Below are 14,137 nucleotides of genomic sequence, written 5' to 3' on the forward strand. Positions count from 1 at the left end.
AGTTATCAACGCGAGGCGAGAATGTCCTCCGCCTCATCGAGAGACATGAAATAGACGCGGCTCGCCAATTCGAAGCTGTAACCGCCTCTTGCAAAAGCCGAGATTTCCTTGTTCATCCGCTTCTCGTCGACCTCATCTTCACGGCGAAACGGACCAAAACGCCTCTTCCTGGCCAGCACCACGGCCGCGTAAAGATCGTCGCTCGCTTCAAGAGCGTGGGCTGCGACATCCTTGCTGACGCCTTTCTGGTTCAGCTTCTGCGCAATCGCCCGCTTGGACTTCCCACTGCGCACGGCAGAGCGAGTGGTAATTTCGGCAAAGGCATTATCGTCCAGCGCCTTGATTTCATAGGCAAAACGCACGGCAGAGTCGGCCAGTGCGCGGATCTGTTCTGCGGAAATGTCGTCGAACTTTTCTTTGGCCTTGCGGGAAATGGCATCGAAAAGCTGCCGCTCCGTCATCATCCGTCTTTCCAGCCGGTAGATCGTGGAATTCCTGGCCCATGTCAGCATGCGGCTTGTGGGAGCGGTCTCGGTCGGCTCGTCGCTCATGTCAGGTCTGCGGCGCCTCGCCCTGCGGGTTCTTAAGAGCGTAGACGCCTACCGGATGCTCGAGGCCGCGCAGCATTTGCGGGCCGATACTGTCGAACTGGCTCTTGTTGTCGATCATCGCAACGAAGTCCTCTGACAGCAGAACGCGCCTATGGACCGTCTTGGTCAGGGTTTCCAGGCGCGAGGCGATATTGACCGCCGGGCCGATCACCGTGAAATCGAGGCGGCTCTTGGAGCCGATATTGCCATACATGACATCGCCCACATGAACGCCGATACCATAACCGAAAGGCTCATGCCCCTTGTCGATATTGCTGGTGTTCAGCTCCTCGAGCGCCAATTGCGCCTCGCGAATGGCGGCGATCAGGTTCGGCCCTGCCTCTCCATTGTTCAACGGGAAGATCGCCAACAGGCCGTCGCCCATGAATTTCAGGATCTCGCCCCCATGCTTTTCGATCGGTTCTGCCAACGCATCGAAATAGCCGTTGAGCAATTCGATGACGTCGTCACGAGGCCAGAGGTCGGAAATGCGGGTAAAGTCGCGCAGATCGCAGATCATGATCGCGGCGCTGACCGTATTGCCGCTGCCGCGACGCGTCGCGCCCTCCAGAATTTCCTGGCTGGCATGCGGGCCGACATAGGTTTCCAGCAAGGTGCGGGCCATGCGGTTCTTAAGACGTATTTCGGAGACGAGAGAGATGGCTGGCACAAGGCTCTTCAGCGTCTGGATTTCGGAGTCTAAAAACCCATTCGGCCGGTCGCTGGCGAAGGTCAGCACATGGCGTTTGCCGAATGTGTGCTCAAGCGGCCAGGCGACATACTCCGTCAGCCCTTCTTCGCGCAAATCCCGATAGATCTGGTAGTCCGGCTCGATCGGGCCAGGCAGGTAGAGCGCCTGCCGGACCTCGTTCGCGCCCTTGTGAATGTCATAGAGCGGGCTGTTCAAATATTCTGCCGTCGTTTCGCTACCATAGGCATAGGTCGCAAACTCGGCTTCCGTTTCGCCTTGGTTCCAGAGGATGCGCGCGCCGCGCCATTGGGGGTGCTGCACCAGAAAATTCAGCGTTGCGCGTGCAATCGAAATACCCTGGCGTCGCAACCGCCCGCACATCTCGACGAAGATGTTGTCGATATAGCGATTGTCGCTCGTCTCCGTCACCAGCCAGTTGAGCACATCGCTTCGCTGATGCGGCCACAGCGCGGTCTGGTCGACAGGAATCGGAAGTTCTACGGTTTCCATCAGAGCCATGTGCTCGCCTCTCCGCCTTTGCACGATTGAAGAGGCGGCAGCACTCCCACTTCAATGCAGGGCATTTGGTGCATCATAACGGAAAATGGAAGAGCCGGGAGGATAAGAAATACTGGATATAAAAAAGGGCGCCTGCACGCGGTCTCCGCCGGCAGGCGCCCTTTTTCGATCTTGAAGGATCGTTTTAGAGAACGGCAGTCAAAGGCAGCTGAAGCGCGTTTGCAACGCGTTTCAGTCGCGACGGATCACTATCCGCGCCCGTTTCGAGCGCCAGAATTTCCTGCGAGGTCAGCCCGCAGGTCAGAGCCAACTGGTCGACCGTGTAACCTGCAGCGTTCCGCGCCGAGGCGATTTTGCCTGCAAAAGGGGCGCTGGTTTCATGTCCTGTAAAAGATGTAGAGACGGAAATCGTCATGAGTAATCTCCCTATAATAATGGACACTGAATGTGCCGGCGGCGAATGCCGTCGCGTTGAATTGCATGCGACTGCGCTGCAAAGGAGAGATGAATGTTGCAGCGCAGCAGGGAAAATAGCCATCTTTGCCGCGCTTGCAATAGTTAAATTGCGGTTAACGAATATACCTGTTCGTTGGCGGTTGTGCGGGTTGGTGAAACGAGCCGCGGATCACTGAAAATAGCCGCTGGAACCGCGTCGAAACCCCGAGGGCGGGATACCGGCAATTTGGCGGAATGCCTTGTTGAAGGCGCTGACCGAACCGAAGCCGCTTTCCATCGCGATGCTGAGAATATTGTCCTTGCCGTTGACCAGCATCGCCTGGGCGCGGGAGAGCCGGAGCAGTGTCAGATATTTCATCAGCGTCATGCCGGTCGATTTGCGGAAGACGTTCATCGCGTATTTGGGATGCAGGTTCGCGACCCGGGCAATATCCGTCGCGTCGATATCTTCAAGAAAATTGGCGGCGATGAAATCGCACATCCGCGCCACCGCAACAGAGGCGGCATTGTCCTGGCTGGTCGTTTTCGATGCCGAGGAGGTCGAGGAAATGACGCTGTAGGGTTCCATGAACATGCGCTCGACACGCAGTATCAACTCCTGCACAGCATTCTCGGCCTTCGCCGTGTCACCCGATCTGGCATAGTCCCGCCACCGGGCGAAGTTCTCATCATCGGCCTTTCCCGTCACCTCCGTCAGCATGGTGGCACCGCCCATCAGCATGGCAGAGACGGCGGGTGGAAGACGCATACGGAAGAAGTGAAAGAGCGGCAGATGCGCGCCGGCGTAAAAGGAATCGTCAGAAGATTCGTCCATCTGATGCGGTTGTCCGCCCCAGAACAAGCACATCTGCCCGGCGCTCATGCGGAACGTATGGTCGCCCATGCGATAGTGGACGCTGCCCGACATGACGTAATTGACCTCCACCTGCGCATGCCAGTGGGGCATCAGCATGACGGGCGGGTGCGCGTAGAAAAACTGTAGCGTCGTCGGCCATCCCTCGATGCTGCTGGCGCCGGGCTGATAGACGGCTTTTTCCTCGATCTTACTTTTCGACAAATTCAGGTTCCCATTTTACGAGACAGATTTCGTCACCCCGCTAATCTGCACATGTTCGCTTGAGAACGGCAATTGAAAAAAGGGAGGTTTTCAATGTGCTTTAAAATGACGGGCGTGGCGGTATCGCTCGCCCTGCTTGCGGCTGCGCCCGCTTCCGCGCAAACCACCATCACGATCTGGAGCTGGAACGTTGCCGCATCGGCGCTGAAATCGACCTTAGAGGGTTTCAACAAGGCCAATCCGGACATCAAAGTGGACGTGCAGGATCTTGGCAACAACCAGGTCTATGACAAGGCGCTCGCTGCCTGCGCCGCCGGGGGCGAAGGCTTGCCGGATATCGTAACCGTTGAAAACTTTGAGGCGGAAGTCTTCTGGAGCCGCTTCCCTGATTGTTTCACCGACGTGACGGCGCTCGGCTACACGCCTGAAAAGCAGGCGCTTTTCCCCGAATTTAAACGTACCGAACTGGAAGTCGATGGCGTTGCCTATTCCGTTCCGTGGGACTCCGGTCCGGTAGCGGTTTTCTACCGCCGCGACTTCTATGAAAAGGCCGGTGTCGATCCGGCAAGCATCAAGACCTGGGACGATTTTATCGCCGCCGGCAAGAAGGTCATGGAGGCCAATCCAGGCGTTGTCATGACGCAAGCCGACTTCAACGGCGATAGCGAATGGTTCCGCATGATCTCCAACGAGCAGGGTTGCGGTTACTTTTCGACAGATGGCCAATCCATCACCATCAATCAGCCGGCCTGTGTTGCGACGCTGGAAAAGCTGAAGCAGATGAAGGATGCGGGCATCATCACCGCAGCCATCTGGGATGAAAAGATCCAGGCCAACACCGCTGGCAAGGTCGCAAGCCAGATGTATGGTGGCTGGTATGAAGGCTCGATCCGCTCGGGCTCTCCGGACCTGTCCGGCAAATGGGGCGTCTATCCGATGCCGAGCCTGACCGCTGACGGTCCACGCGCGGCAAACCTCGGCGGCTCGTCGCTTGCCATCAGTTCCGTCTCCAAGAACAAGGAAGCGGCCTGGAAATTCGTCGATTACGCGCTGACGACGAATGAGGGCCAGGTGACGATGCTGAAATCCTTCGGTCTCGTTCCGTCGCTTCTATCTGCCGTCAACGATCCCTTCGTCAAGGAGCCGCAGCCCTATTGGCGCGGCCAGGCCGTGTGGACGGATATTCTGGCGACCCTGCCGAAGATCAAGCCAAGCAGAGGCACGGCCTACCAGTCCGATGCAGAAGGGATCTACCGCGCCGTCCAGACGAAATATCTGGCAGGCGGTTACCCGGACGCCAAGACGGCACTCGATGATGCCGCCAAGCAGATCGAATCCGCGACGGGTCTTCCCGCTGCGCAATGATCTCCCAAGCTGAACCAGAGCCGGGCGCCCCTCGCACGGGGCGCCCGGATAGGCTCAGCCTTCATGCTAATCATCATTCGGGAGGTGGAGATGCCCATCAGAACCAGGGTCGCCTATGCGTTTCTCGCGCCCTATCTTCTGATCTTCACGACGTTCTGGCTCTGGCCGATCATCAATTCGTTTCTGCTGTCGTTCCAGAACACGCGCGTCAATCCTTGGCGCTTCGCGCCGTCGATGAACTGGGGACGCCTGATCGGCGATCCCGCCTTCTACAATGCGCTTTACAACACGCTGATCATTCTCGTCATCCAGGTGCCGATCATGATCGCGCTGGCCACCATCATGGCCGTGCTGCTCAATTCTCCGCTTCTGAAAGCAAGACCGCTTTACCGCTTTGCCTTCTTCGCCCCGGTTGTCGTGGGTGAGGTTGCCTATGCCGCCGTCTTCCGTCTGATGTTCAGTGCCGATTTCGGCATCATCAACAAGATGCTCGTGACTGTCGGTCTCTCGCCCATCTCCTGGTTTGACAATGCGACAGCTGCCATGGCGCTGATCATCATTGCGGTGACGTGGCGCTGGGCAGGCTACAACGCCATCATCATCCTGGCCGGACTGCAATCCATCCCTGGCGACGTCTATGAGGCGGCGCGGCTGGACCGCGTCAGCAAACGCCAGCAGTTCTTCCACATCACATTGCCACTTCTCAAACCGATCATCATTTTCTGCATGGTGCTTTCGGTGATCGGCACCATGCAGCTCTTCACCGAACCGTTCCTCATCACCAATCGTGGCGGTCCGGGTGGCGGCACCGAGACGCTCGGCATCTTCCTTTACCGCCAGGGCTTCACCTCGCTCAATTTCGGTTACGCCTCGGCGATTGCCTATACGATCGCAGCCCTTGCCATCGTCATATCGCTCTTCAATCTCTGGGTCGGGAGGGAGCAGAAATGAGATCGAAATCAAGATCGCTTCTCTGGCAGAAAATCGCGCTTCACGCGTCACTCACGCCGCTTGCTCTGATCTGGCTTTTCCCGCTGTGGATGATGTTCGTCTTCTCGACCATGCCGGATTACGGCATCTTCAGCCCGAATATCGAGCTCATCCCGTCGACGCATTTCATCGAGAACTTCCAGAACCTACAGGCCGACACCGATTTTCTGCGGGCCATGTTCATCTCGATCACCGTGGCGGTGGTCTACACCCTCCTCTCCGTGATGCTGACTTCGATGGCAGGATGGGCGCTCGCGCGCTATCGCTTCGCCGGACGGTCGGTGGTCGTTGCCATCATTATCGGCACGATTACCTTGCCCTACGCCGTCGTGGTCATCCCGCAATTCATCATGGTGGCGCGCGAGTTCAAGCTTGCCAACACCTGGGTGGCGTTGATCGTGCCTCCGCTCTTCAACTCGCTTGGCGTGCTCTTCATGCGTCAGTCCTTTTCCATGATGCCCGGCGAGCTGTTCGACGCCGCGCGGGTCGAAGGGGTCAAAGAGTGGCAAATCTTCCTGCGCATCGCGCTGCCGCTTGCCCGCCCGACAATGGCCGCTCTTTCGATCATCCTGTTCCTGGCGTCGTGGAACAATTACCTCTGGCCGCTGCTGATCAATTCCCGTCCGGGCATGATGACAGCACCCGTGGCCCTCGGCACGCTGATAGGTCTTACCAAGGTCTCCTGGGGCGGCATCATGGCCGGGGCCGTGCTGCTCACCGCGCCAATTCTCGTCATCTTCGTGGTCCTGCAGCGCCACTTCATCGCCGGCATTTCAGCCGGCGCCGTCAAGTAATCCGGGAGGAGCCGCATGGCGGGACTTTCACTGAAAAACGTCGTCAAACGCTATGGCTCGCTGGAGGTGATCCACGGCGCGAGCCTGAAGATTGAGGACGGCGAGTTCGTCGTTTTTGTCGGCCCATCCGGCTGCGGGAAATCGACCTTGCTGCGCATGATCGCCGGTCTGGAAGATATCTCCGATGGCGAGATCGAGATCGGCGGCAACGTCGTCAACGATGCCGAGCCTGCCGATCGCGGCATTGCCATGGTTTTCCAGTCCTACGCGCTCTATCCGCATATGACGGTTGAAGAAAATCTGTCCTTCGGCCTTCGCATGAATGGCAATCCCAAGGCGGATACGGAAGAACGCGTTCGGCGTGCTGCAGAAATTTTGCAGATCAACGAGTTGATGCAGCGCAGGCCAAAGCAGCTTTCTGGCGGGCAGCGGCAGCGTGTCGCCATTGGACGTGCCATCGTCCGCGAACCGCAGGTTTTCCTGTTCGATGAGCCCCTCTCCAATCTCGATGCGGAATTGCGCGTCCAGATGCGGGTGGAAATTTCCAAGCTGCACAAGCAACTCGGCACGACGATGATCTACGTCACCCACGACCAGACGGAAGCGATGACGCTTGCCGATAAGATCGTGGTGCTGCGCGGCGGTCAAATCGAGCAGGTCGGCGCGCCGCTCGATCTCTATGACGATCCCGAGAATCGCTTCGTTGCAGGCTTCGTCGGATCGCCGAAGATGAATTTTCTGCCGGGCAAGGTCGCTCACGAGACCGCTGAGGGCGTTACGATCACGCTGGACCACGCGCCGGCATTCTCGCTCACCTTGCCGGTTGCGGCGCGGCCTGGGATCGGGGCACCGATAACGCTCGGGATTCGCCCGGAGCATTTCGAGGATGCCGGCAAGGCCGCCGATCTGACGGTTGCCGTGGATGTCGCCGAACATCTCGGCAATACCAGCTACGTCTATGCGCATCTGGCGGAAGAGTTGCCGTTGATTATCGAGCGCCCCGAGTCCCGCCATGTCGGTAAGCTCGACCAGCTCACCGTTTCCGTCCCGGCCAACAAGGCCTTCCTGTTCAATAGCGATGGCACGCGCCTGCGCTAAACCCCATTTCACATCCAAAGCAGACGAGGACTATCATGCCCGACCTTCAAACCATCCGCTGGGGCATCATCGGACCCGGCACCATCGCCAAGACCTTCGCCGAAGGCGTTGCCAACTCCACCACCGGCAAGCTTGTCGCAATCGCCACACGCAATCCCGATCGGCCCGGCTTGAGCGACGGCTTCCCCGGCGCCCGCATCGTCAATGGCTATGATGCGCTGCTGTCTGATGCCGAAATTGATGCCGTTTATATTGCAACCCCGCATACCGGCCATGCCGAATGGGCGATCAAGGCGATCCGTGCTGGCAAGCATGTGCTGGTGGAGAAGCCGATTGCGCTTTCTGCTTATGATGCCGACGCGATTTTCCATGAGGCGAAGAAGGCGGGCGTCTTCGCTGGCGAAGCCTATATGTACCGCCTGCATCCGCAGACCGCCAAGATCGTCGAGTTGGTCAAAAGCGGCGCGATCGGCGAGGTGAGGATCATCCGCTCCAGCTTCGGTTTCAGCATGGGTAGCTTCCGCGCCGATCACCGCCTGTTTGCCAATGAGACTGCTGGCGGCGGCATTCTTGATGTTGGTGGCTATCCGGTTTCCATGGCGCGGTTGATTGCCGGTGCCGTTTCAGGGCAGCCTTTCCTGGAGCCCACCAAGGTCTCTGGCGTCGCGCATCTTGGTCAGTCGGGGGTCGATGAATGGGCCTCGGCCGTACTGAAGTTTCCCAACGAGATCATCGCCGAAGTGTCCTGCTCGATCATGGCGAACCAGGACAATGTGCTGCGCATCATCGGTTCGGAAGGCCGCATCGAGGTGCAGGACTTCTGGTTCGCTTCCGGCCACAAGGGCGGTGTGGGCAAGATCGACCTGATCAAGGGCAAGGATCGCCAGACGATCGAGGTTGCCGAAGATCGTTATCTCTATTCATTCGAGGTGGATGCGGCAGGCGAGGCTATTCGCAACCAGTCCCAGGAATTCTCCTATCCCGGCATGAGTTGGGCCGACACGCTCGGGAATCTCCGGGTCATGGATCAGTGGCGCGCCTCGGTCGGACTGGAATATGGCGTGGAAAGTGCGGCCAAGCGCGTTCTGAACGTCACAGGCGGTAAGGTTGCGCCCGGCAGTTCCGTACCCAAGCGTCAGATTCCGGGCGTCGCCAAGCCCGCATCCGTCGTGGCGCTCGGTTTCGAGTTCTTCCCGAACTTTGCTTCCGCATCGCTGACGCTCGACAGCTTCTACGAGGCGGGCGGCAATCTCTTCGACACGGCCTTCGTCTATGGCGGCGGCAAGACCGAAGCGGTTTTTGGCGACTGGCACACCAGCCGTAACGTGCCGCGTGAAGAGATCGTGCTGATCGGCAAGGGGGCGCATTCGCCGCTTTGCTATCCCGATGTGATTGCCAAGCAGCTCGACGAGTCTCTTAACCGGCTGAAGACGGATTACGTCGATATCTATTTCATGCACCGCGACAATACCGATGTGCCAGTCGGCGAGTTCGTCGATGCGATGGATGCCGAGGTGAAGCGCGGGCGCATCCGCGGTATCTTCGGCGGTTCGAACTGGACGCGCCGGCGCATGGACGAGGCAATCGCCTATGCTGAGAAGACCGGCAAGACCGCGCCGGGCGCTCTTTCCAACAATTTCTCGTTGGCCGAAATGCTGGACCCAATCTGGGCAGGATGCGTGGCGGCCTCTGACGAGCCTTGGAAAGAATGGGCGAAAGAGCGCCAGATCCCGAACTTTGCCTGGTCCAGCCAAGGCCGAGGCTTCTTCACCGACAGGGCGGGCCGCGACAAGCGGGACGATGAGGAGATTGTGCGCGTCTGGTACTCCGAGCGCAATTTCGAACGCCGTGATCGGGCAATCGAGCTTGCCAAGCAGCTTGGCCGTCACCCGATCCACATCGCGCTTGCTTATGTGATCGCCCAGCCGTTCCCCGTCATTCCGCTGATCGGCCCGAGGACCATCGCCGAGCTGGAAGACAGCCTCTCGGCTCTCGACATCAAGCTCACGCCTGAGCAGGTTCGCTGGCTGGAAGCTTGAGTGAGGACGAAGATATTCGGCCGCGACTTCCTGCGGCCGGATGTCACCTGGATTGCAGGTTCGCGATATCGCTGTCGCCCGGAATGAGTTGCATCGGCCAGACGATGTGTCTGGGCTGGTCGGGATAGAAACTGCTATAGGCCGGCATGGTCGATAGCAGCGTCTTACCGACAGAGACTCCAAGATCGCGCAGCGACATGCGGAAACTCGTCAGCCTCGGTTCGAGAAATTGACCGCTCGGGCCCTCACGAAAGCCGATGACAGCCAGATCTTGTCCGGCGCGGAGATTAACCTCTGCAAGACGCCGGTAAAGCCCGATCGCCATCAACTCGTAAATCAGGATCAGGGCCGTGGGGCGTGGCCGCATCTGCAGCCACTCGCTTGCTGCGTGATAGCCACCCTGTTCGCTGGATCTGGCGCGGATGATGAGTTGTTCGTCAAAGGGGAGGGACGCTTCCTCCAGACCCTTGCGATAACCCTCGAGGAACACGTAGCCGAGGTTGATGTCGGTGTCGGGTGCTGCGACAGCAATCGAACGGTGGCCGGCGGCGGCAAGGCGCGCCACGGCGGTTCTTGCAACACCTTCGAAGTCGAGATCGATCCATGCGTGATCGGTGCTGGAACCTGTTCGACCGAGAGTAACGAAAGGCAGGCGCGTCTGCTTGAGAAAATCGACACGCTTGTCGATCCGGCTGGTGGACGAGATGACCATCGCATCCACCATGCGCCGCGCCACCATCCGCTTCAAATACTCATCCGGGTCTTCCTCTGCCGGGCACGGCAGCACAATCAGATCGAGATTGTGGGCGGAAAAGGCGCTTTGCAGCCCGTCCGTCAGGCCGAGAAAGAAGTTGTCCGCATTCTCGACCGTCTGCGCATCGCTACCTGTCATTAGGCCAATGACATTGGTCGTTCCCTGTCTGAGGCTCCGGCCGGACTGGTTTGCCACATAGCCGAGCTTTTCGGCGGCCTCCAGAACCTTGCGGCGCGTATCGTCATTCACGTCCGGCTTGCCGTTCAAGGCGCGGGACACAGTGCCGATGGAGATATCCAGATAATCAGCGAGCTGGCGTATGCCCTTCATGCATCTCCTCCTGGCGCACGACATCATCGAGGCATCTATCTACGGTCTTGACATATCTAACACCTTAAGCATAGTCTCGTAAACGTTTACGAAAGCTGGTTCTGCAAAGAGGAGTTTGCAGGGCAGCAGGGAGGACAATGTGACATTGAATGCCGTTTTGTGCGGGTGCGGAGCCATGGCCAAGGGTTGGCTGCGCGCGATTGCCTCACATCCAGATCTGCAATCCTCGATCCGCATCTGCGGACTTGTGGATTTGAACGAGAACGTTGCCAGGGCATTGGCCGATGAGTTCTCCCTCCACGATGTCGTCATCGGAAGCGATCTTGAGGATGTTCTCACCAAAACCAAAGCTGACGTGGTTTTCGACGTCGTTATTCCAGATGCGCGTTTCGGCGTGGTTTCCACCGCATTGGCGGCGGGTTGCCACGTATTGAGCGAAAAGCCGATGGCGCCTTCTCTGGAAGAGGCAAAGACGCTTCTGGAGCTTGCCAAAGGTGCGGGAAAGATACACGCCATTGTTCAAAACAGGCGTTATATCAGTGGTATACGTCGTCTTCACCGTGCCGTTCAAGATGGTGTGATCGGCCAGTTGACCGCCATTCATTGCGACTTCTTTCTGGCCCCCCACTTTGGCGGCTTCCGCGAGCAAATGCAAAATGTGCTGCTGCTGGATATGGCGATCCACACCTTCGATGCCGCGCGTTTCGTCGCCGATCAAAACCCGCTGGCGGTCTATTGCGTGGAGAGAAATCCAGCCGGCTCATGGTACGCCCATGGCGCATCGGCCAACGCCATCTTCGAACTTTCGAATGACGTTGTCTTCACCTATCGCGGCTCGTGGTGTGCCGAGGGCGAGCGGACAAGCTGGGAAAGCAACTGGCGTCTCGTCGGGTCGAAGGGCATGATCACTTGGGACGGGGAAGAGAACTTTTCGGCATCCGTGGCAGGAACCGAGGACGGGCTTCTGCGGGGATCATCTACCGTAAACGTTTCTGAAAACGTCGATGATGAGCAGGCGCAAGGGCATGCGAGCGTGCTCCTGTCATTCCTGCGCGCCATCGAAAATGGGACGGTCCCGGAGACCGTTTCCTCCGACAATATCAAAAGCTTGGCCATGGTTATGGGCGCGATTGAAAGCGCCCGCACGGGTCAGCGTGTTCTCATCGAAATTTGAGGTCTAATATGAGCGATCCAGCAAAATCCGTCCGCATCGGCACCATGGTCAGCGCCACAAAGGGGGACGCCGCCGAGCGGATTTCGGAAATCGGCGACCTCGGTTTCGAAAGCTTCGAACCGTTCTTCTGGCAGACGACCAATGGCCAGGATCTGGCAGAACTCGGCAAGCGCTGCGTCGACGCCATTGGCGACCGCGACATCACCATTTCGACGCTCGGCATGTTCGGTAACCCCTTGGAAGAGACGGAGATGGACCTCAAGACCCTTCAGGGCTGGAAGGACTGCATCGACAACGCCCATCATTTTGGCGCTACCTGCGTTGCTGGTTTTACCGGTCGCGTCCGGGGCAAGCCTTTGCCGGAAAGCCTTCCGCGCTACAGGCAAATCTGGAGCGAGCTGGCGAAACGCGCTGCCGACAAGGGTGTAAAGATCGCTTTCGAAAACTGCGCCATGGATGGCAATTGGCAAACGGGTGATTGGAACATCGCTCATAACCCCGATGCCTGGGAACTGATGTTCAACGAAACGCCGGACGACAATATCGGTCTGGAGTGGGAGCCCTGCCACCAGATGGTTTATTTGATCGACCCGCTGCCGCAGATCCGCAAATGGGCGCACAAGATTTTCCACGTCCACGGCAAGGATGCAACCATCCGCTGGGACGTGATCAAGGAACACGGCATCTTTGGCAAGCACCCTTTCGTTTTCATGCGCACCCCGGGCTTCGGCGATAGCAACTGGACCGACATCATTTCGGAGCTTCGGCTGGCCGGCTGGTCTGGCTCCATCGATATCGAAGGCTGGCATGATCCGGTCTATCGCGATCGGCTGGAAATGACGGGCCAGGTCCATGCGCTCAACTATCTCAAGCATAGCCGGGGAGGGGCTTTTGTCGATCTCGCCGCAGAATATGGAGGCGGCGACCCGTCGCTTCTGTAACAGTGAAGCCGGGGGGAGCCGGCATCGCACTGATGATCAAAGGAGGAGTATCATGACTATTGCAAAGTTGATGGGTGCAGTTGCACTTGCCGCATTGTCGACGCCTGCATGGGCCGAACAGGTTCAGATCAATCTCTGGACCGTCGACCGGCCGGGCGAATATCACTATAAGATGGCGGAGGAGTTCTCGGCGAAGAACCCGGACATCAAGGTCAATGTCCGCTCGGTTCAGTTTCCGGATATGGTCAATGAACTGGCGAAGGCCATGGCGACCGGCGAGGCGCCTGACGTTACCTATATCGACAATCCCGATGTGGCACTTTTTGCCTCGCGCAAGCTGCTGCTGGACATGAAGCCAATGATCGAGAAAAGCTCGGTCATCAAGCTCGATCAGATTCTCCCCGGCCCGCTCGCCTCCGTTACTTACAAGGACGGGGTCTACGGCATTCCGCGTGGCGCAAACACCATTGCGCTCTACTACAACGCCGACATGTACAAGGCTGCAGGGCTCGATCCGGACAAGCCACCGCAGACATGGAACGAGCTTTACGATGCCGCCAAGAAGCTGACGCAGCCTGATAAGGGCGTCTATGGCTTGGCCTTCTCCGCCGCAGCGACCGAGGAAGGCACATTCCAGTTCCTGCCCTGGCTGCAGATGGCGGGCGGTGATTACAACAAGGTGAATGTTCCGGGTGGCGTAGAAGCGCTGACGCTCTGGAAGAAGTTCATCGATGAGGGGCTTGCCTCCAAGGACACGCTGATCCGTGGCCAGTGGGATTCGACGGGCACCTTCAATGCCGGCAACGCCGCCATGAGCATTTCCGGCCCATGGGAACTGCCGCGCATGAGCCAGGATGCGAAATTCGATTACCGTGTCGCGATCCTGCCGGTTCCGAAGGAGGGCGCTCCGCATGCATCGGCTTTGGGTGAAGGCGACAACGTCATCGTTGCCAACTCCAAGCATCCGAAAGAGGCGTTCAAGTTCATCGAATATATGTATGAGCAGATGCCGCGCGTCTGGAACGAGTTCGGCTATGTTCCTGCCTATCCGGTCAAGGTCGACGATCCGAAGTATCCACAGGCCTATAAGGTGTTTGAGGAGTCGATGAAGTTTGCGCGCAATCGCGGCCCAAGCCCCGACTGGTCGAAGATCTCAAAGGCCATTCAGACCGCGATCCAGACGACCTTGACCGGCCAAGCTACAGCTGAAGATGCGCTGACGACAGCGCAGAAGTCGATCGACAAGATCCTCAAGTAAGCTGGTTGATCGGGTCCTTTGATCAAGAGGCTGCGGGCGCGTTGAGGTCCGCAGCCAGTTTTCAAACTGATTTAGCGCATG

General features: G+C 58.3%; 13 protein-coding genes. 8 read left to right on the plus strand and 5 right to left on the minus strand.

Translation table 11 applies throughout. The features are described 5' to 3' along the window. Positions 1-5: 5 nt before the first annotated feature. The 4 genes from recX to QE435_RS06560 all read right to left on the minus strand — a co-directional run bounded on the left by recX (position 6) and on the right by QE435_RS06560 (position 3,319). Complete coding sequence (gene recX, locus QE435_RS06545; protein WP_349040682.1) at positions 6-551, minus strand: recombination regulator RecX; 546 nt, start codon at positions 549-551, stop codon at positions 6-8. A gap of 1 nt (position 552) precedes the next feature. Beyond that, complete coding sequence (locus QE435_RS06550) at positions 553-1,800, minus strand: adenylate/guanylate cyclase domain-containing protein (RefSeq protein ID WP_306928409.1); 1,248 nt, start codon at positions 1,798-1,800, stop codon at positions 553-555. Between the two features lie 184 nt (positions 1,801-1,984). Continuing rightward, on the minus strand, positions 1,985-2,215 hold the full coding sequence (locus tag QE435_RS06555; RefSeq protein ID WP_306928407.1) for a helix-turn-helix domain-containing protein: 231 nt from the start codon (positions 2,213-2,215) through the stop codon (positions 1,985-1,987). A gap of 210 nt (positions 2,216-2,425) precedes the next feature. Further along, positions 2,426-3,319: a helix-turn-helix domain-containing protein gene (locus tag QE435_RS06560; RefSeq protein ID WP_349041145.1), complete on the minus strand. Its 894-nt coding sequence runs from the start codon at positions 3,317-3,319 to the stop codon at positions 2,426-2,428. A gap of 87 nt (positions 3,320-3,406) precedes the next feature. Between QE435_RS06560 and QE435_RS06565 the strand changes: the two genes are divergently transcribed. From QE435_RS06565 to QE435_RS06585, 5 genes are all read left to right on the plus strand, one after another. Continuing rightward, entirely contained in the window at positions 3,407-4,678 is a 1,272-nt protein-coding gene (locus QE435_RS06565) for a sugar ABC transporter substrate-binding protein (RefSeq protein WP_349040683.1), read from the plus strand. A gap of 90 nt (positions 4,679-4,768) precedes the next feature. Next, positions 4,769-5,629 (plus strand): sugar ABC transporter permease, encoded by an 861-nt coding sequence (locus QE435_RS06570; protein ID WP_309770094.1) that lies wholly within the window; start codon positions 4,769-4,771, stop codon positions 5,627-5,629. Continuing rightward, the gene (locus tag QE435_RS06575; RefSeq protein WP_349040684.1) at positions 5,626-6,462 is read left to right on the plus strand and encodes a carbohydrate ABC transporter permease; all 837 of its coding nucleotides are present in this window, start codon (positions 5,626-5,628) and stop codon (positions 6,460-6,462) included. Before QE435_RS06570 ends, QE435_RS06575 begins: the two co-directional genes overlap by 4 nt. Before the next feature lie 15 nt (positions 6,463-6,477). Next, positions 6,478-7,560 (plus strand): sn-glycerol-3-phosphate ABC transporter ATP-binding protein UgpC, encoded by a 1,083-nt coding sequence (gene ugpC / locus QE435_RS06580; protein ID WP_349040685.1) that lies wholly within the window; start codon positions 6,478-6,480, stop codon positions 7,558-7,560. Between the two features lie 35 nt (positions 7,561-7,595). Then, entirely contained in the window at positions 7,596-9,599 is a 2,004-nt protein-coding gene (locus QE435_RS06585) for an aldo/keto reductase (protein WP_349040686.1), read from the plus strand. A 43-nt stretch (positions 9,600-9,642) separates the two neighbouring features. Here the strand turns inward: QE435_RS06585 and QE435_RS06590 are convergent, their stop codons facing one another. After that, the gene (locus QE435_RS06590; RefSeq protein ID WP_349040687.1) at positions 9,643-10,683 is read right to left on the minus strand and encodes a LacI family DNA-binding transcriptional regulator; all 1,041 of its coding nucleotides are present in this window, start codon (positions 10,681-10,683) and stop codon (positions 9,643-9,645) included. A 139-nt stretch (positions 10,684-10,822) separates the two neighbouring features. Here QE435_RS06590 and QE435_RS06595 point away from each other — a divergent pair, with 139 nt between their 5' ends. The 3 genes from QE435_RS06595 to QE435_RS06605 are packed head-to-tail and all read left to right on the plus strand — an operon-like array spanning position 10,823 to position 14,056. Next, positions 10,823-11,857: a Gfo/Idh/MocA family oxidoreductase gene (locus QE435_RS06595; protein ID WP_349040688.1), complete on the plus strand. Its 1,035-nt coding sequence runs from the start codon at positions 10,823-10,825 to the stop codon at positions 11,855-11,857. A gap of 8 nt (positions 11,858-11,865) precedes the next feature. After that, positions 11,866-12,798 (plus strand): sugar phosphate isomerase/epimerase, encoded by a 933-nt coding sequence (locus QE435_RS06600; RefSeq protein ID WP_349040689.1) that lies wholly within the window; start codon positions 11,866-11,868, stop codon positions 12,796-12,798. Between the two features lie 52 nt (positions 12,799-12,850). Further along, positions 12,851-14,056, plus strand: a complete 1,206-nt coding sequence (locus tag QE435_RS06605; protein WP_349040690.1) for a sugar ABC transporter substrate-binding protein — start codon at positions 12,851-12,853, stop codon at positions 14,054-14,056. Positions 14,057-14,137 lie beyond the last annotated feature (81 nt).

Source organism: Agrobacterium sp. SORGH_AS 787 (assembly GCF_030819035.1).
Lineage (GTDB): Bacteria > Pseudomonadota > Alphaproteobacteria > Rhizobiales > Rhizobiaceae > Agrobacterium > Agrobacterium larrymoorei_B.

Bases quoted from the DNA above. Each gene is read 5' to 3' on its own strand.
- QE435_RS06570 (WP_309770094.1), top strand. From the start codon at position 4,769: ATGCCCATCAGAACCAGGGTCGCCTATGCGTTTCTCGCGCCCTATCTT.
- QE435_RS06550 (WP_306928409.1), bottom strand. From the start codon at position 1,800: ATGGCTCTGATGGAAACCGTAGAACTTCCGATTCCTGTCGACCAGACC.
- QE435_RS06605 (WP_349040690.1), top strand. From the start codon at position 12,851: ATGACTATTGCAAAGTTGATGGGTGCAGTTGCACTTGCCGCATTGTCG.
- recX (WP_349040682.1), bottom strand. From the start codon at position 551: ATGAGCGACGAGCCGACCGAGACCGCTCCCACAAGCCGCATGCTGACA.
- QE435_RS06590 (WP_349040687.1), bottom strand. From the start codon at position 10,683: ATGAAGGGCATACGCCAGCTCGCTGATTATCTGGATATCTCCATCGGC.
- QE435_RS06575 (WP_349040684.1), top strand. From the start codon at position 5,626: ATGAGATCGAAATCAAGATCGCTTCTCTGGCAGAAAATCGCGCTTCAC.
- QE435_RS06565 (WP_349040683.1), top strand. From the start codon at position 3,407: ATGTGCTTTAAAATGACGGGCGTGGCGGTATCGCTCGCCCTGCTTGCG.
- QE435_RS06600 (WP_349040689.1), top strand. From the start codon at position 11,866: ATGAGCGATCCAGCAAAATCCGTCCGCATCGGCACCATGGTCAGCGCC.
- ugpC (WP_349040685.1), top strand. From the start codon at position 6,478: ATGGCGGGACTTTCACTGAAAAACGTCGTCAAACGCTATGGCTCGCTG.
- QE435_RS06585 (WP_349040686.1), top strand. From the start codon at position 7,596: ATGCCCGACCTTCAAACCATCCGCTGGGGCATCATCGGACCCGGCACC.
- QE435_RS06555 (WP_306928407.1), bottom strand. From the start codon at position 2,215: ATGACGATTTCCGTCTCTACATCTTTTACAGGACATGAAACCAGCGCC.